This window comes from Providencia sp. PROV209, from assembly GCF_028479485.1.
Classification (GTDB): Bacteria; Pseudomonadota; Gammaproteobacteria; order Enterobacterales; family Enterobacteriaceae; genus Providencia; species Providencia alcalifaciens.
This window is the reverse complement of record NZ_JAMPNR010000003.1, coordinates 1-17,545: the sequence shown is the minus strand read 5'-3', so window position 1 is coordinate 17,545 and position 17,545 is coordinate 1. Positions and strand designations below refer to the sequence as shown.

Annotated in this window: 16 protein-coding genes; 8 read left to right on the top strand and 8 right to left on the bottom strand. The window is 41.5% G+C overall.

All coding sequences use genetic code 11. The features are described from left to right. Positions 1-115: 115 nt before the first annotated feature. Positions 116-1,588 (bottom strand): anion permease, encoded by a 1,473-nt coding sequence (locus tag PR795_RS03910; RefSeq protein WP_006662021.1) that lies wholly within the window; start codon positions 1,586-1,588, stop codon positions 116-118. Positions 1,589-2,290: 702 nt separating this feature from the next. Here PR795_RS03910 and cutA point away from each other — a divergent pair. Continuing rightward, entirely contained in the window at positions 2,291-2,638 is a 348-nt protein-coding gene (gene cutA, locus PR795_RS03905; RefSeq protein WP_006657556.1) for a divalent-cation tolerance protein CutA, read from the top strand. Positions 2,639-2,997: 359 nt separating this feature from the next. After that, positions 2,998-3,342, top strand: coding sequence for a carboxymuconolactone decarboxylase family protein (locus PR795_RS03900; protein WP_006662022.1), 345 nt, complete (start codon positions 2,998-3,000; stop codon positions 3,340-3,342). A gap of 51 nt (positions 3,343-3,393) precedes the next feature. Here the strand turns inward: PR795_RS03900 and betA are convergent, their stop codons facing one another. From betA to betI, 3 genes are read right to left on the bottom strand one after another with little or no spacing between them, the layout of a single operon-like run. Continuing rightward, on the bottom strand, positions 3,394-5,061 hold the full coding sequence (gene betA / locus PR795_RS03895; RefSeq protein WP_272516687.1) for a choline dehydrogenase: 1,668 nt from the start codon (positions 5,059-5,061) through the stop codon (positions 3,394-3,396). Between the two features lie 33 nt (positions 5,062-5,094). Next, on the bottom strand, positions 5,095-6,573 hold the full coding sequence (gene betB, locus PR795_RS03890; RefSeq protein ID WP_272516686.1) for a betaine-aldehyde dehydrogenase: 1,479 nt from the start codon (positions 6,571-6,573) through the stop codon (positions 5,095-5,097). Between the two features lie 21 nt (positions 6,574-6,594). Continuing rightward, complete coding sequence (gene betI, locus PR795_RS03885; protein ID WP_006662025.1) at positions 6,595-7,197, bottom strand: transcriptional regulator BetI; 603 nt, start codon at positions 7,195-7,197, stop codon at positions 6,595-6,597. 209 nt (positions 7,198-7,406) lie between these two features. Between betI and PR795_RS03880 the strand changes: the two genes are divergently transcribed. Beyond that, positions 7,407-9,449: a choline transporter gene (locus PR795_RS03880; RefSeq protein ID WP_006657551.1), complete on the top strand. Its 2,043-nt coding sequence runs from the start codon at positions 7,407-7,409 to the stop codon at positions 9,447-9,449. Positions 9,450-9,524: 75 nt separating this feature from the next. Here the strand turns inward: PR795_RS03880 and PR795_RS03875 are convergent, their stop codons facing one another. Then, positions 9,525-9,920, bottom strand: coding sequence for a hypothetical protein (locus PR795_RS03875; protein WP_006657550.1), 396 nt, complete (start codon positions 9,918-9,920; stop codon positions 9,525-9,527). A gap of 271 nt (positions 9,921-10,191) precedes the next feature. Here PR795_RS03875 and PR795_RS03870 point away from each other — a divergent pair, with 271 nt between their 5' ends. After that, a complete protein-coding gene (locus PR795_RS03870) occupies positions 10,192-10,632 on the top strand; it encodes a GNAT family N-acetyltransferase (protein WP_006662026.1) in 441 nt (146 codons plus the stop codon). A 191-nt stretch (positions 10,633-10,823) separates the two neighbouring features. On the opposite strand, the gene PR795_RS03865 is transcribed toward PR795_RS03870, so the two are convergent. Both PR795_RS03865 and PR795_RS03860 read right to left on the bottom strand, forming a co-directional pair. Next, positions 10,824-11,540, bottom strand: coding sequence for an RNA polymerase sigma factor FliA (locus PR795_RS03865; RefSeq protein ID WP_006662027.1), 717 nt, complete (start codon positions 11,538-11,540; stop codon positions 10,824-10,826). 374 nt (positions 11,541-11,914) lie between these two features. Continuing rightward, complete coding sequence (locus PR795_RS03860; protein ID WP_181480760.1) at positions 11,915-13,069, bottom strand: FliC/FljB family flagellin; 1,155 nt, start codon at positions 13,067-13,069, stop codon at positions 11,915-11,917. A gap of 359 nt (positions 13,070-13,428) precedes the next feature. Between PR795_RS03860 and fliD the strand changes: the two genes are divergently transcribed. Genes fliD through fliT form a run of 3 tightly spaced genes read left to right on the top strand, consistent with a single transcriptional unit; the run spans position 13,429 to position 15,647 of the window. Continuing rightward, complete coding sequence (gene fliD / locus PR795_RS03855) at positions 13,429-14,865, top strand: flagellar filament capping protein FliD (RefSeq protein WP_181480759.1); 1,437 nt, start codon at positions 13,429-13,431, stop codon at positions 14,863-14,865. A gap of 4 nt (positions 14,866-14,869) precedes the next feature. Then, on the top strand, positions 14,870-15,268 hold the full coding sequence (gene fliS, locus PR795_RS03850) for a flagellar export chaperone FliS (RefSeq protein ID WP_006657543.1): 399 nt from the start codon (positions 14,870-14,872) through the stop codon (positions 15,266-15,268). Beyond that, entirely contained in the window at positions 15,258-15,647 is a 390-nt protein-coding gene (gene fliT, locus PR795_RS03845) for a flagellar protein FliT (RefSeq protein WP_006657542.1), read from the top strand. The genes fliS and fliT overlap by 11 nt, the downstream gene beginning before the upstream one ends. 146 nt (positions 15,648-15,793) lie before the next feature. Here the strand turns inward: fliT and def are convergent, their stop codons facing one another. Next, complete coding sequence (gene def / locus PR795_RS03840; protein ID WP_036974705.1) at positions 15,794-16,300, bottom strand: peptide deformylase; 507 nt, start codon at positions 16,298-16,300, stop codon at positions 15,794-15,796. A 552-nt stretch (positions 16,301-16,852) separates the two neighbouring features. Between def and PR795_RS03835 the strand changes: the two genes are divergently transcribed. Continuing rightward, positions 16,853-17,335, top strand: a complete 483-nt coding sequence (locus PR795_RS03835) for a DUF4822 domain-containing protein (protein ID WP_006662031.1) — start codon at positions 16,853-16,855, stop codon at positions 17,333-17,335. The last annotated feature ends 210 nt before the right edge of the window (positions 17,336-17,545 follow it).

Sequence of the window (17,545 nt, the reverse complement as noted above, 5' to 3'; positions counted from 1 at the left end):
TATGATTTACTGAGAGATAAAATATAATTTCAAGCGTTGTCGAGAGAGGACAAAAAAGCCGGAAGATAATTCCGGCTTTTTGCTAATGGATATTTTTAATCAAAATTCAATGGAATTACCAATAACCTAGGAATTTCCACCAAATACTGCCTAAACTTATCCAAATAATTAAGTTAACAACACTCATGACAAAGCCCGCTTTCCACCACTCACCTAAAGTGGCATAGCCTGAACCGAAAATAATCGGCGCTGTCCCTGTACCGTAGTGTGTTAACGACATCATTAAAGAAGACGAGAATGCTAAGGTTAAACCGAGCAGCATTGGCGGTGCACCTAATGCCAGACCCGCAGCAAAGAAAGCACCAAACATAGCGGTAATGTGCGCAGTCGTGCTTGCGAAGAAATAGTGAGAATAGACATAAATGAGTACCAAAATTAAGGTCCCCCAGACCCAGCTAATGCCCATACTATCGATAGAATTCCCTACCGTAATAGACATCCACTTGATCAAGCCTAATTTTCCTAAGAAGCTCGCCATCATTACGAGTGCAGCAAACCATACAACGGTATCCCACGCCCCTTTATTTTTTAGGACATCATCCCAGTTAATGACCCCAGTCCCTAGCAATACGCTCAACCCAATAAAAGCAGCAGTGGTGGCATTAACACTGAAAGATGGACCAAACAGCATTTCAGGTACCCCGGCCCACATCATTAATAACAGAATGAAGACCCCTAACGTGATCATTTCTGGCAATGAAATTGGTCCTAGTTGTTGTAAACGCTCCTTCGCGAAATTAGGCGCATCCGGTGTAGACGTAATTTCTGGTTTATACATAAAGTAGATAACCAGAGGCATTAAAATCAAAGAAACTATCGCAGGCACAAATGCCGCAATCGCCCACATTCCCCAAGTGAGTTCATTACCTTTTCCGGCTTCACTGACAATTAAACTTACAATCAATGGGTTAGGTGCAGTTGCAGTAATAAACATCGCGGATGTGATGGGGTTGATATTGTAGTTTACTAAAGAAAGATAACGCCCTATTTTCCCAGCTGTTCCATCATCCGCTTTAGAACCAAAGCTGTCTGAAATTGAACGCATAATTGGGTGAATAATACCCCCACCTCGCGCGGTATTACTTGGCGTGACAGGTGCAAGGATTGTTTCCGCAATTGCCAATGAGTAGGCAATTCCGATCGTTTTCTTACCAAAAAGTGAAATAACGTAATAACCAATACGTGCTCCCAATCCTGTTTTGTTCAAACTCATGGAAACCATAATCGATATACCAATCAACCAAATAAGGTCATTGGAAAAACCACTTAATGCATCCGCAATTGCGCCTTTCGTGGATTCAGGATTCGTTACGCCGGTCGCTGCAACTAATGAAATTGCGACGATTGACACTCCGCCAATCGGTAAGGCTTTACCAATAATGGCGGCGATTGTTCCAACAAATAGAGCTAATAAATGCCATGCATTAGGGTTAACGCCTTCTGGGACAGGAATGGCAAACCATATAATTAACGTGATGGCGACAGCAATTAAGGTGGGTATCGGTTTTAACGGAGTCAGTTTATTCATAAGGGTATCCATACAGTTTTGAGATGGAATTACAGAGAAAGTGCAATGTATATTTTTTATTCTTAGCATTGATGTTAGCAAATAATCATTTGAAAATATTGATCGTTATCATTTGGTTACTGAGTTTCATATGAATTTCAAGTCATTATGTAACAAAATGTAATCAAAACTCACAAATAGCCACAGACTATTAATAGGAGTTATAAATGCAATACAGAACAAAAAACGAGTAATAATTGTGCATAAAAATACAATTAACTCATCCATCAGATTAAGGCTATTAAATATTAAAATATTTTCTAAATACTCAACTAATATACAAAAATTCAATAACTATTGATATTTATCCGTCTAAAAATTAATGCTGAATCGAATTCCTCATAATTAATCAAAAATAGCAATAAAGCCCCTTGTAAATGAATTTTTTTTCGTTTATCTGCATGGGTTAAAATCGAATAATCTATTTGACTAATAAAATTATTTATCTCAAATCTTAAGCTATTAGGACAAATAGATAACTGGCGTATATACCGTCAATTCATTACCTAATAAGATTATCATTGTAAGTAATAGTCACTTCCACACTAATCACGCTATTTTTTATTTTCGTCAGCCTGTAGTTTCGCGAACCTGTGGGAAGTTAAACTAGAATGAATCTGAGGATTCATTTAATTACGCTTTTTATAAATAAAGGAGATTAAAATGACATTTAACGACACTCATTACAAGAGCATGCAACAACCATGCATCGTTTTATGTACGACGAATAGCCAAGAAAGCGCGATAAAAATTGCACAACATCTCTTAAATAGCCATATTGCGGCCTGTGTCTCTTTACTACCAGAAATGACATCAGTTTATTTGTGGAAAGGAAATGTGACAGAAGATAAAGAAATTTTATTACTGATAAAAAGTACTGTTGGTAATCAACAGGCACTATTTGATGCAATAAAAGAAATTCATCCCTATGAAATCCCTGAATTAATTAGATTAGACCCTAGCCAAGTTGAGGATAATTATTTGCAGTGGCTAGTTAATTCTGTTCGTTAATATTCATACTTACCATATTAGCGTACTTTTATATTCTTTTTTCATATAGCAAAATTTGATCATTTTTATTAGCTGGTCAGCTTTGGTAAATACGAAATTAGTGTTATATAAGTATTCTCGCTTAATATTTATTTTCCTCCTTCATTTGGAGGATTTTTTTGTCCCACCACTTCCACTAGCGTTAAATTTTATACGCCCAATCCAATTATGAGTATTTCAATTCAATACACTAACTTTGGCAAAATAAAAGGTGTAAATCTTTTTTATGTCTTATTTAGAATATTCACCTTGCCCAATATCACCCAGATACTATATTAAAATATATATTATTAAGTAACATAATGATCAAAGGGGAAATCATGTCAAAATTTACTGAAATCAACCAAAACACACATAAAACCATGCCCGAACTAGGACAACGTATCCCTGATGTGATAGCGCATTTTTCCAGCTTAATTGCCACCGCATCAAGGGAAGGCGCTCTCGATAAAAAAACCAAAGAACTGATTGCCATCGGCATCACGGTTGCAAGCCGCTGCGATGGCTGTGTTGCCTTCCACACAAAAGCCCTTGTAGACCTAGGTGTAACACAACAGGAACTTGCCGAAGCATTGGGCGTTGCTATCTTAATGGGAGGAGGTCCTTCTTTCATGTATGCAATACAGACATGGAATGCTTATAACGAATTTACGAATACGCTCTAAATCTGAGGATATATTCATGGATGAGGCTCATCCTCATCCATGAATAACGAGTTAACGGACTCTTGCCGGCTGATTATTGGCTTTATAGTAAGGTACGTAACTTGGCGTTAACCCTTCTTGACCACGAATTTTATCGGCAAGTTTTTCCGCTATCATAATCGTCGTCGCATTTAGGTTGCCGGTGATAATCAGCGGCATAATTGATGCATCAATCACCCGCAAATTTTCCAGCCCGTGCACACGCCCTTCACCATCAACAACTGCCATCGCATCTGAGCCCATTTTACAGGTCCCACAGGGGTGAAATGCGGTTTCCGCCCGTTCTCGCACAAAGGCATCTAACTGCTCATCAGTGACGATGTGCTTGCCCGGGCTGATTTCCTCGCCTCGATAGGGGTCTAAGGCAGGCTGAGCCATAATTTCACGGGTGATACGAATAGCCGCACGAAACTCTTCCCAATCCTGTTCACAAGACATGTAATTAAACAAAATACTAGGATGTTGATGTGGGTCTCGGGATTTTATCTGTACCCTCCCACGGCTTGGTGAACGCATCGATCCCACATGGGCTTGAAAACCATGTTGATTCACCGCGTTGCTCCCATTGTAGTTAATCGCCACTGGCAGGAAGTGAAATTGGATATTTGGCCAAGCAAATTTTTCACTACTGCGGATAAAGCCTCCCGCTTCGAATTGGTTGCTCGCGCCGATCCCTGTCCCTTTAAATAACCATTCTGCCCCAATCATTGGCTGATTAAACCATTTCAGTGCTGGATACAAAGAGACTGGCTGCTTACATGCATATTGCAAGTACATTTCCAGATGGTCTTGCAGGTTCTCGCCAACCCCTTCCAGATAATGAATCGGTGAAATTGCCAATGTGTCTAAGACTGCTTTAGGACCCACGCCAGAACGCTGCAAAATTTGTGGAGAAGCAATTGCCCCTGCACATAACAAGACTTCTTTACGCGCTTTCGCCACATGCTCTTGCGGATGTTTTCCTCGATAATATTTCACGCCAATCGCTTTTTTACCCTCAAATTCAATGGTATCCGTCGTGGCATAAGTGACTATCGTCAGTTTTTTTCGGCTACGTGTCTGGTCCAAATAACCCCGAGCTGTACTTGCACGACGCCCTTGTGGCGTCACTGTACGATCCATGGGACCAAACCCCTCTTGCTGATAACCATTTAAATCATCAGTTCGCGGATAACCAGCTTGAACCCCCGCTTCAACCATGGCATGAAATAGAACATTATTCGTGGATTTAGGCGTTGCCACACTCACAGGACCTTGGTCACCATGGTAGTCATTTGCACCAATATCTCGGGTTTCTGCTTTACGAAAATAGGGCAAGCAGTGCGCATAATCCCAATCTTCAAGCCCTGGAGCTTGTGCCCAGCTATCAAAATCCATGGCATTTCCACGAATGTAGCACATGCCATTTATTAGCGAAGAGCCGCCTAACCCTTTTCCTCGCCCACATTCCATGCGGCGATTGTTCATATAGGGTTCAGGCTCTGTCTCATAAGCCCAGTTATAGCGACGCCCTTGTAAAGGGTAAGCTAATGCCGCTGGCATTTGCGTGCGAAAGTCGAACCGGTGGTCCGGTCCTCCTGCTTCAAGGAGCAGCACAGTAACATCAGGATCTTCTGTCAGGCGGGTAGCAAGAACGTTACCGGCTGAACCAGCACCGATAATAATGTAGTCATAGACCATTGTTATCTCCTCTGTTTCAGTCAAATTAAGTTATTAAAAAATAGAGGTAAACTCTCCGAGTTCTACTTGAATGGATTTAATTTGAGTATAATTTTGTAAGGTGACAAGCCCATTTTCACGCCCTACACCAGAGTGTTTATAACCTCCGACGGGCATTTGTGCGGGGGATTCCCCCCAAGTGTTGATCCAGCAAATTCCAGCGTCCAATTGGTGAATAACACGGTGTGCTCGCGCAAGATCTTGTGTCACTAATCCTGCTGCTAAACCATAAATCGAGTGATTCGCTCTTTCGATCACTTCCTCTTCAGTACGGTAAGTAAGAATGCTCATCACTGGACCAAAGATTTCCTCTTGGGTAATTTGCATTTCATCAGTGCAGTCAGTAAAGACCGTCGGTGCCACATACGCACCATTGGCGAGTTCACCTATCGTTAAGCGTTCTCCACCACACAACACTGTCGCCCCTTCAGTTTTGCCAATCTCAATATAACGCAACACATTTTCCATATGCTTGAAGCTAACTAAAGGACCAAAGTTGGTACTTTCCTCTATCGGGGAGCCAATGCGTATGCGTGCGACACGTTCCGCAATTTTGGTTTCAAATGCTGGTTTCAAATGTTCGGGAATAAATACTCGCGTTCCATTCGTGCACACTTGCCCTGAACTGTAGAAGTTCGCCATCATGGCAATATCAGCCGCTTTGTCTAAATCTGCATCATCAAAAATAATTAATGGTGATTTACCGCCAAGCTCCATTGTCACTTCTTTAAGACTTGAACTAGAAGCATTAGACATGACTTTTTTCCCTGTCGCGATCCCACCAGTAAACGATATTTTAGCAATATCAGGATGTTCGGTAAGCCATTGTCCAACCTCGCTTCCCATCCCCGTCACCACATTGAATACCCCTGCGGGCAAACCCGCTTCAGTATAAATTTCCGCCAGCTTTAGCGCTGTTAATGAAGTCATTTCACTCGGTTTAAATATCATCGCGTTACCCGCCGCCAGTGCTGGAGCGGATTTCCATAATGCGATTTGAATCGGATAATTCCATGCCCCAATACCCGCGACAACCCCCAGTGGTTCGCGGCGTGTATAGGCAAATGAAGTTTCACGTAATGGAATTTGCTGACCTTCTAATGCAGGAATCAAACCTGCATAGTATTCGAGGACATCTGCGCCTGTGACAATATCGACTAAACGTGTTTCTGAAAGTGGTTTTCCTGTATCGAGGGTTTCTAAGTATGCGAGTTCATCATTACGCTCACGTAAAATATCCACCGCGCGGCGCAAAATACGCGAACGTTCCATCGCAGCCATTGCTGCCCAAATTTTTTGCCCCTGCTTTGCACTCTCCACCGCCCAGTGAATGTCGTCTAGGCTTGCCGATTGCATATGAGCAATTACGTCGCCATTGGCTGGGTTTATCGACTCAAACTGCCCACATTCCGGTTGTGAACTATCTACATATCCGCCATGAATATAAAGCTTATGAATGGGTGGAATCTGCATAGTATCTCCTTTGAAAAATAATTAGGTCGAATGTTCTCCTGCGCGAGCCAATTGCATATCAATATATTCGTTAGTGATGCTTAACGCTTCTTCAACGGGAAAAGGTCCATTGCTGAGTGCGCTGCGCAACCATAAGCCATCAATCAGGGCTGCTAGCCCTTTGGCTGCGTGGCGTGCGGCAGATTTATTCAACACACGCCCAAACTCATAACTCAGGTTAGAATACAAACGACGGTCATTGACCTGCTGTAAACGGTTAAGATTCGGCTGATGCATACTGCTTGCCCAAAATGCCAACCACGTTTTCATCGCGGCTTCGCTAATTTGGGTTGTATCAAAGTTTCCTTCCACAATCGCTTGAATACGCGCCTTAGGATGTTCACCACTCAACATTCTTAATCGCATCGCGATACCAAAACCCAGTTGATACTGAATATGGCGCATTGTCGCCTCTAATAAACCGCTCTTATCACGGAAATAGTGACTAATAATGCCGGTGGAAACACCTGCTTTACGGGCGATCAGGACAAAGCTAGCTTCCTGCATTCCCACTTCGTTAATCACCGCTAAAGTGGCTTGAATTAACTGCTGTTTACGAATCGATTGAACGCCTATTTTCGGCATGGCATGAGAACCTAATAAAATCATTGAACGCCTTCATTAAACAATTTTTTAATTGAATGTTCAATCAATATTAAATACTATTTATAACAATTGATTTACAAATTACTCAAGGAGACACCTGTGAAATTTTAAATCTTTGCTATTAATTCAATCTGTTAGCAAAGGATCTAATTTTAAATTTTCATCTAGATAAAACTGTGGAACTGCCAATGACAAACTCAAAAAGTCCAAAAAATGGGCAGAAAGATCAACTCAATCATGTTGTTTTTTTCACCTCCGCCGCCTTAATTTTGGCGTTTTCTTTTTTCACCATTCTGATGACTGACACCGCAAATCAATGGATTATTGCCACACTCGGTTGGGTATCAAAAACCTTCGGATGGTATTACTTACTCGCTGCCACCTTGTATATCGTCTTCGTTATTTTTATCGCGACCTCCCGCTTTGGAAATATCAAATTGGGACCCGAACAATCTAAGCCGGAATTTAGCTTACTCAGCTGGTCAGCCATGTTGTTTGCGGCAGGAATCGGTATCGATTTAATGTTTTTCTCTGTCGCCGAACCCGTGACGCAATATATGCTGCCCCCAACCGGTGAAGGTGAAACCCTTGAAGCGGCTCGTCAGTCGATGGTGTGGACTCTGTTTCACTATGGACTCACGGGCTGGTCAATGTACGCCTTAATGGGCATCGCGCTCGGTTACTTTAGTTATCGCTATAATTTGCCGTTAACCATCCGTTCTGCCCTATATCCGATTTTTGGTAATCGGATTAACGGACCGATTGGTCATACCGTAGATATTGCGGCGGTTCTCGGTACTATTTTTGGTATTGCCACTACCCTCGGCATTGGTGTGGTGCAGCTCAATTACGGGTTAAAAGTGCTGTTTGACCTTCCCCAAGGGCTAACCGTACAAGGCGGGCTGATTTTTCTTTCGGTGATCATGGCGGTGATTTCCGCCACATCGGGGGTCAATAAAGGGATCCGTATTCTCTCGGAACTCAACGTGTTGCTGGCCTTGGGGCTGATCCTGTTTATCCTCTTTGTGGGGGATACGGAATTTTTGCTCAATGCGCTGGTACTCAACGTTGGGGATTATGTGAACCGTTTTATGGGCATGACCTTGAACAGTTTTGCGTTTGATAGACCGACCGATTGGATGAATAGTTGGACGCTATTTTTCTGGGCATGGTGGGTGGCTTGGTCGCCTTTTGTCGGGCTGTTTTTGGCGCGAATTTCCCGTGGTCGCACCATTCGCCAGTTTGTAATTGGTACCCTAATCATCCCGTTCGTCTTCACGCTACTTTGGCTGTCAATCTTTGGTAACAGCGCCTTATATGAAATCATTCACGGTAATAAAGCGTTAGCCCAAACGGTATTAGAGGCGCCCGAAAAAGGATTTTATTCCCTACTTGAGTTATATCCAGGTTTTGGATTAACCGCTTCCGTCGCCACGATCACAGGATTACTTTTCTACGTAACCTCTGCCGATTCAGGCTCGTTAGTGCTCGGCAATTTCACGTCAAAACTGAGCGACATTAACCATGATTCGCCTAACTGGTTGCGAATTTTCTGGTCGGTAGCAATTGGCTTGTTAACCCTTGGCATGCTAATGACTGACGGAGTACCCGCCCTGCAAAATACCACCGTGATTATGGGGCTACCCTTTAGTTTTGTGATTTTCTTTATTATGGCTGGGCTTTATAAGTCATTGCGATTTGAAGATTATCGCCGCGCCAGTGCCATCAATACCAATGCCCCTGCGCCGCTGTACGGTAACGAACCGATTAAGTGGAAACAGCGTCTGGGACGTGTGATGAATTTCCCGGGAACCACCTACACGCAGCGGATGCTGGATTTAGTTTGTATTCCGGCAATGCAAGATGTGGCGAAAGAGCTGGAATTGCGTGGAGCTAAAGTGGAATTTGCAATTCATCCTCTCGCAGAGGAAGAACGACTTAACCACTTAGAGTTAGTTGTCGATCTCGAGGAGGAGCAAAGTTTTATCTATCAAATTTGGCCTCGTCGCTACACAGTGCCAAGCTTTACGTACCGAGCACGTTCAGGGAAATCCCACTATTACCGCCTTGAAACTTATTTATGGGAAGGGACGCAAGCGAACGACTTAATGGACTACACCAAAGAGCAGGTGATCAGCGATATTCTTGATCAGTATGAAAAACATTTGAATTTTATTCATTTAAGCCGCGAAGCACCGGGAGCCACATTGACCTTTCCTGAAGGGGGCTAAAGAATAGACTAGCATTTTAATTAACAACAAGGCGCTCAATGAGCGCCTTTTGCTTACCACAATACGGATGCGTGTTTATTCGTTTTTATATTTTTGTTCTAACATCGATTGAAACTCTCGTGGGTTGTCCATCCACGATAAATGCCCCGGACAGCCAACCGCACTTGGGTTGATATCACAAGGACGTATATGATTGAGGATGGATTTTTCATCTTCATCCCGCTGTTCTAATAACGATTGATAACTGCGGTCTTTCTGGGCAATTTTTAATTTTGGATCAAATTTGAATTTCTGCTCTTCCCGCAGTTGCTCGATTCCTTGGTAGCTTTCATTATATAGCCGATCAATGGGTGATTTTTCTTTAAATGACAAGTCGGTGGCAAAGCCCAAATGAGCAGAAAAAATAAGAAAAAAGACAACAATAACCTTTTTGAACATATGGATACCTACTGTAAATGCATAATTTGGCATTATATGCACTTACTACACATAGGAGTATAAAATATATTTTAAATTTTCAAATTTTATTAATTATCATTTAGTTAACTTAAATTGATTATAAAATCAATTGTTTGAATAACACCAATGACTATAGTTATTGTTTATGCCTGTTTTATTTATCACTCTCACTATTAAGCGCCACATTAACCCATCCCGCTACGCAAAAACAGACAGAAAAACAGGCAATTTTCTAAATTTCGAGCTAAACCTATAGTAGCGTTTTTATTTGAGAGGGAATGACATGGAGCCAGTGAATAACCACATCACCTATAAAGTGAACCATTCGATTTCGGTGGATGATTTTTTGAATTTATTGCAGCAGTCCCCACTGGATACGTTTGTGCCGACTGACGATGTCGCGTTGCTGGATTCGATGTTAAATAATGCAGATTTATTGATTAGTGCTTGGGTAGATGAAAAAGTGGTGGGTTTTGCTCGTTCGATTACGGACTTTAGTTTTTGCTGTTATATCTCTGAAATTGCGGTAGATACTCAGTATCTCCATCAAGGTGTCGGTAAGCATTTGCTGCGCCTAACCGCCGAGGAGCTTCCCCCTGAGTGCCATTTAATTTTTCGCTCCACCCCCGACTCCCAAAACACCTACCCCAAACTCGGCTTCACTCCCTGCCCCAATACATGGCATATCTCCGCCAAAAGCTTTCTAGACAAAATGAAATCCTAAAATACCGAGACTTTGTTTCACCCTTGTTTTTGCTTTGGTTTTGGTTTTTCCTTTGACCTTACCCAACCATAGCTCTAAATAATTCGCGTTGTGGCAAGGCGGCGAATACGCTAAGCCCTAGGAGCATACACAAGTATGTGACTAGGGTTAGCTTATGAAGCCAACACAGTCACAGCGTGAAGTATGACGAGCTACGATCTCAACTTAGAGCGCAACCTCTTAATGGCTTGGCTGTGTAATTGACTAACCCTCGACTCCCCCACCTCTAAAACCGCACCAATCTCTTTCAAATTCAGCTCTTCTTGGTAATACAGCGTCAGGACCATTTTTTCGCGCTCTGGCAATTGATCTATCGCTGCCACAATTTGGTCTTTCAGGCTAGATTCCATCAATAAGCTTAATGGGTTGCCACCATCATCTTCATCCATAGATGGCTCACAGCTTTCCCCATGCACTTCGTGCCATTCATCGTAGGAGAATAGCTGGCTATTGTTGGTATCCAGCAGCACTTGGCGGTATTCCGACAGATCAATATCCAGCGCTTTGGCAATCTCAGGCTCTGTGGCACTGCGCCCAAGGCTTTGCTCAAGCTCACCAATGGCTTTGGTCATTTCACGGGCTTGGCGACGCACGCTACGGGGAACCCAGTCACGGCTACGTAGCTCATCGAGCATGGATCCGCGGATCCGCTGTACGGCATAGGTGGCAAAAGAGGCACCTAATGAGGCGTCGAAACGTTCTAATGCGTGGAGTAGCCCGATGCCGCCCGCTTGGATTAGGTCATCGATATCAACGCTGGCAGGAAGTCGGACTTGCAGTTTCAGGGCTTCATGGCGTATTAGAGGGTAATAACGCTCCCATAGGCTATTTTTATTAATGACACCTTCGGCAGTATATAAATCACTCACAACCTGAATCACCCTTCAAGTTTTAACTAAAGGTAGCCATTATCTGTGTTACGCGTAATTTCAATCCGCAGAGTAAGGCACTAAATCAGCCGTTATTCTTTTTATCCTAAATAAATTTGATGAAACCCGACATTTTTTGATTCTATTTTTTGCTTTTTATCTTGCCTTTGACCTTGTTTTTGACCTTAACAATGCCAAAGCGCGCCCTAAATAATTCGTGTTGCAGCTAGGCGGCAAGCTAGATTATCCCTAGGAGCATACTGAAGTATGTGACTAGGGTAATTTAGTGCAGCCAACAACGCTGCGGCGCGAAGTATGACGGGCATGAAAAAGGCCAGCATTGCTGGCCTTTAATCTCAGAAACCGATCACGAATTAACGTAACAGGCTTAACACGCCTTGTGGAACTTGGTTAGCTTGTGCTAACACTGCAGTACCTGCTTGTTGCAGAATCTGACCACGGCTCATGTTAGAAACTTCTGTCGCGAAGTCAGCATCTTGGATACGGCTACGTGCTGCGCTCAGGTTGTTAACAGAGTTGTTCAGGTTGTTGATAGTCGATTGCAGACGGTTTTGGATAGCACCTAAGTCTGAACGGAAGCTATCAACTTGCGCTAATGCTTTGTCTAAAGTGTCTAATGGTTTAAATGTTGATAACTCTTTTTCAGTCATCGCAGTTTTGCCATTAGTAAATGTAATTTTTGCTGGGTCAGTTGCAGGTGTTGCACCATCAGCAACAGCGTAAGTTGTTTCTACGGTATGCTCTTTACCGTCATCACCTTTACCTACGATATAAACGTTCTTACCATCAGCTTCGCCATTAGCATCTAATTTTTGATAGACTTTCGCATCAGTAAATTTAACACCTGTCTTACCATCCGTATCAAACGTCATTGCTTTTAACGCAGTGTCACTATTACCAGCACCAACAGCAACACCACCTGGTCCCTTCATGGCATCAAAATCAGATAGAGAAATCTCTTTACCCATTGTTTTACCAGAACTTGCATCAAAACCAGTTAAACCTAAAGTTTCGCTGTCTACTTTTTTCAGACCGATAGAGATAGTTTCTTTATCGTTAGTACCCACTTGAACACTCATGCTGGTGTCTTTAGTTAATACTTTTACGCCGTTGAACTGAGTTTGTTCAGAGATACGGTTGATCTCTTCCATACGAGCCTGAACTTCTTTATTGATAGACTCGATGTCGCTCTTAGAGTTAGTGCCGTTTTGTGCTTGAACAGTCAGTTCACGAACGCGTTGTAAGTTATCGTTGATTTCGTTAACTGCGCCTTCAGCGGTTTGTGCGATAGAGATACCGTCGTTTGCGTTACGTGCAGCCTGAGTTAAACCTTTAACGTTTGCAGTGAAACGGTTAGCAATTGCTTGACCCGCAGCGTCATCTTTTGCGCTGTTGATACGTGAACCAGAAGATAAACGCTCAATCGCAGTACCCAGTACGCCCTGTGAACGGTTTAAGTTGTTCTGAGTAGTCAGAGACAGAATGTTGGTATTGATAACCTGTGCCATAATGTATTGTCCTTTTTATCTTAATAGTCGATTAAGCACGCTGGCTTAACTCGGTAAATGTTGTCAGCAATAACATTATCGGCGGCACCCAAAACCCCTTTAGCCCTTTTTATAAAAATCTTTCATATTTCGAGGCTAAAGCCCGCTGGAGTCGGCTTTTTTTACACGAAAATTTTTATTAAATTCTTTTTTTATCGTTAATTTCCTCATCATTTTTATTCAATAAGCCTAATTACCTGCCTTTTACGGTTTAACTCCCCCCATTATTATTTCGCCGAATAGTCTAATATTTTTCCCCAATTCGCCGATAAAGGACTAAATACGAATTTATTTTCAGGGTTTATATTCAGGAGAGATTTATGGCAGGCATATCCACACTCGGTATCGGGGCTAACTTAGACTTAAATGTGCAAATGGATCAATTAGAGGCAATGGAAAGACGCCGTCTCGATCCGTTAACACAACAAAAAGCCAGCTATGATGCGCAAATCAGTGCATTTGGTAAGATGCAATCTTCATTAGAAAAACTGAAAAAAGCAGCGGAAGATCTTAAAAAATACGAAGATATCAGCACCACCAAAGTCAGTGGTGAATATAAAGCCTTTGATGTGAAAACCGACGGTAAAGCTATTGCAGGTGTACATGATGTTAAAGTCACCCAACTGGCAAAAGCGCAAACTATTGCGACAAAAGGCGTTGATGATAATAAAAAATTATTAGGTAACGGCGCAGCAGAACGTACCATTACAATCACTCAGCCGTCACAAAAAGAAGATAAAGATAAAATTGTTATCAAACTCGATAATGAACACACTTCATTGATCGAGCTCGCAGATGCGATTAATAAAACCGATAAAGGCGTTTCGGCTTCTGTTATTAAAGATAAAGATAACCAATATCATCTTGTTGTTACGTCTAAAAAAGCAGGAACCGATAATCGTATCTCCATCAATGTAGAGGGAGATGACAATCTTGCTGCTATGTTGAATGTGCAGTCTGAAATAGATAAAGATGGCAAGGTCACATTAAAGACAGACCCTACAACAGGTATGGATCCTAAAGTTGATCCACAAAACGCACAATTAATCATTGATGGTTTCGAATTAGAATCTCAAACCAACGAAGCCAAAGACCTATTCCCTGGTTTAACCCTGTCTTTAAAGAAAGAGAGTGAAGAGGGAAAATCCGAGCATTTAATTATCTCTGAAGATATTGAGCCCGCTAAAGCTAAAATTAAAGCGTGGGTGGATGCGTATAATGAATTCCAAACCTTAGCCAAAGAGCTTACTAAATATACCCCAACGGAAAAAGGGACAGCACCGGATAAAACCAATGGTCCATTAATTGGCGATTCTACCTTACGTGCAATTCAAAGCACCTTACGTACCCAAGTGCGTAGCCCACAAGATAGCGGTGAATTAAACCTGCTGAATAAAATGGGCATTAAGCAAAAACTGGACGGTACGTTAGAAATCGACAGTAAAAAACTTGATAATGCCCTGAAAGATAACCCATCGAGTGTGAAAGTATTCTTTGCCGGTGACGGCGAAAAAACTGGATTTGCTACCGAAAACTTTAATTTCTTAAAAGAGACCTTAGATAGCAAAGAAGGTACGCTGCATAACGCCACAGATGGCGTACAGAAGAAAAAGAAAAGCATCGATAAACGTATCGAGCAAACCAATAAACAAATTGAAAACACCATGGATATTTATCGTCGTCAGTTCCAAAACCTCGATAAGATGATGAGTTCATTAAACAGCACAAGCAGTTCATTAGGCAGACTTTTAGGTTAACCACATGTATCAACGTAAAGCTAATCAAGCCTATCAGCAGGTCAGTTTGGAGAGTGAAATCGCCAATGCGACCCCGTATCAACTGATCCAAATCCTGTTTAAAGGGGCCTTAAGTGCCCTTAAACGGGGAGAGATTTTTATGGAACAGGGGAACATTGCTGAAAAGGGTAAAGAAATCTCAAAAGCCATCGACATCATTGACACGGGATTGAAACAATCGCTAAATTACGAAGCTGGTGGCGAACTTGCCGAAAATTTAGCAAGTTTGTATGAATACATGACGCGGCAATTGCTCCGCGCCAACATAGAAAACAACGTGACTTATGTCCAAGAAGTTTACCAATTACTCTCCGATATCGCCTCTGCATGGCAACAAATCGGTGCAAATGTGGATGAAAGATAACCAGGTGGACAATAAAAATCCTATCTATTTACTTGAAATATATCGTAATGTCTTAATATTAAGTGAAAACTTAGTTTCGCTCGCACAGTCAGGGGAATGGGAGACATTAATCTCCCGAGAAACTGAATATGTCCTTGCCGTTGAGAATTTAACGGCACTGACTCAAGAATATGAGCAGGAACAACCTATTACTGACGACTTTGTGCAGTTACTACACCAGATCATTGAAAACGAACGAGTGACAAAAGAATACTTACAAAATCATTTGAATTTTTTAAGTAAAGAAATCAAACAACTCGACCAACAAAAGGTATTGAATAATAGCTACGGCCAATTTGATCAACCCGATGCTCCAAGGGTTATTAAACCCCTTGAGTAACAGGTAAAGTGTCAGGCAGTTAACCTGACGCTTAACTTAATAGGACAACCCAATTGGCACAAAGCACGCAATAGCAGCTCCCCGAATCACACTTGTTGGGTCTCGGGAAGCCGTAAAATAGACGGGAAATGCTGTTAATTTAATTTTTACTGCTGTTTTAATCTTTGCTGTTTTTTAAGCTTTTTCAACAACATATTGCGCTTTAACGTGGATAAGTGGTCAATAAACACTTTACCGTTTAAATGGTCAATTTCATGTTGCATGACAATCGCTAAAAACTCATCACTGTCGACAACAAACTCGTTGCCATCACGATCAAACGCCTTTACCTTCACACGCAAAAAGCGTGGAACATCTGCATACACATCTGGTACTGATAAACACCCCTCTTGATAGCTGGTCTCCCCTTCGCTCTCAATAATTTGTGGGTTGATAAATACCATCGGCTCATTACGTTCTTCCGAAATATCAATCACCATAATGGCTTTGGTTTCGGCGATCTGTGTTGCAGCCAATCCAATGCCATTGTCCGTGCTGTACATGGTTTCAATTAAATCATCGACCAATGTTTGTACTGCGGCGAAATCCGTGACTGGGCTGCACTGAATACGCAATCTTTCATCTGGAATTTCAATAATTTCTCTTACTGCCATAGCTAAAATCCTGTTGATTCAATTACTTTTACTCAAGTCTATGGAATTAGTATCGCCCTTTTTTTACGTATAAAAGATGCAAAAAATGGCAAAGTCACTTGAATATGAAATTTTCACAGAAAAATAACATGATCTGAGAAAAAACACACCTGAAATCACCAGAAAATTCACCGTGTAACCCCGTTCTACAGGCGGAACTTGAAATAATAGATGACGCTCCAGATAACCTGCATTAAATTGTATTTGTAAATTTTTCAGCACTAAAAATGATTTTGATCCCAAAACATAAATCTGAATTAACACTCGCAGGATAATTTAACTATTATTTTATTTCGACTTTCTATTAAATAGTTCCATTAACATAAAATTTACATGCAACAATTCTCAATCTATTTGATGATAAACATCACAGAGAATACATAAACCAACGTAAGCTTACATTTTTAATAATTAATCATAATTCTTATCTTTGATTTTTCTGCTATTTGATTGATGATGAACCTCTGCTCGATTTTGTTACTCACATTTTTCATCTTAATAAATGGAGTTTTTATGAAATTAAAACCGATTATCGCTGCCCTAATTGTTCTGTCTACAACAGCGACTTTTACCGCACAAGCTAATTCCACAGCGCCCGTTGCAAAATCGGCGGTTAGTGCGAAGAAAATGAATGCTTACGAAGACATTATGATCGACAAAGTTTGGGTAACGACCCAGGCGTTAGATCAAGATAAAAAAGACGTGCCAGCAACTGATAAACAAGTGGCTAACTTCTTTGGACTCGCAGAATATTACCCAGACGGCACATTCAAAATGCTAACTCTGGAAGGTGCGCCAAAAATGCAAGGTGATTGGTCATTTAGCGAAGACGGTAAAAGCCGTTCACTGACCGCTAAAGATGACAAAGGTGAAGTATTATTCACTCGCGTGGTTGAGAACGTTACCGTTACACCTGAAGAGTATACTTACCGCATCTACCCATCACAGGATGATAAAACCAAATATTTTGATATCGTCCATAAAGTGAAAAAATAATTTTTTAGGGCATGTATAATTTTCTTGTACATGCCTATTTCATGTTTAATAGAAAACCAATTATTCGAATAACAATTAATAATTAACAAGATTTACCCCTCGCTATTTCACATGCCAATCCCATTGTATTAATTCAAGTCAAACACGATTTTTCCGAGTTAATTAAATTAAAAAACGGATTTTACCCACCCCTCTATATCAATTATTATT

Coding starts and splice junctions, on each gene's coding strand:
- PR795_RS03910 (WP_006662021.1), bottom strand. CDS start 1,588: ATGAATAAACTGACTCCGTTAAAACCGATACCCACCTTAATTGCTGTC.
- cutA (WP_006657556.1), top strand. CDS start 2,291: ATGACATTTAACGACACTCATTACAAGAGCATGCAACAACCATGCATC.
- PR795_RS03900 (WP_006662022.1), top strand. CDS start 2,998: ATGTCAAAATTTACTGAAATCAACCAAAACACACATAAAACCATGCCC.
- betA (WP_272516687.1), bottom strand. CDS start 5,061: ATGGTCTATGACTACATTATTATCGGTGCTGGTTCAGCCGGTAACGTT.
- betB (WP_272516686.1), bottom strand. CDS start 6,573: ATGCAGATTCCACCCATTCATAAGCTTTATATTCATGGCGGATATGTA.
- betI (WP_006662025.1), bottom strand. CDS start 7,197: ATGCCGAAAATAGGCGTTCAATCGATTCGTAAACAGCAGTTAATTCAA.
- PR795_RS03880 (WP_006657551.1), top strand. CDS start 7,407: ATGACAAACTCAAAAAGTCCAAAAAATGGGCAGAAAGATCAACTCAAT.
- PR795_RS03875 (WP_006657550.1), bottom strand. CDS start 9,920: ATGCCAAATTATGCATTTACAGTAGGTATCCATATGTTCAAAAAGGTT.
- PR795_RS03870 (WP_006662026.1), top strand. CDS start 10,192: ATGGAGCCAGTGAATAACCACATCACCTATAAAGTGAACCATTCGATT.
- PR795_RS03860 (WP_181480760.1), bottom strand. CDS start 13,069: ATGGCACAGGTTATCAATACCAACATTCTGTCTCTGACTACTCAGAAC.
- fliD (WP_181480759.1), top strand. CDS start 13,429: ATGGCAGGCATATCCACACTCGGTATCGGGGCTAACTTAGACTTAAAT.
- fliS (WP_006657543.1), top strand. CDS start 14,870: ATGTATCAACGTAAAGCTAATCAAGCCTATCAGCAGGTCAGTTTGGAG.
- fliT (WP_006657542.1), top strand. CDS start 15,258: ATGAAAGATAACCAGGTGGACAATAAAAATCCTATCTATTTACTTGAA.
- def (WP_036974705.1), bottom strand. CDS start 16,300: ATGGCAGTAAGAGAAATTATTGAAATTCCAGATGAAAGATTGCGTATT.
- PR795_RS03835 (WP_006662031.1), top strand. CDS start 16,853: ATGAAATTAAAACCGATTATCGCTGCCCTAATTGTTCTGTCTACAACA.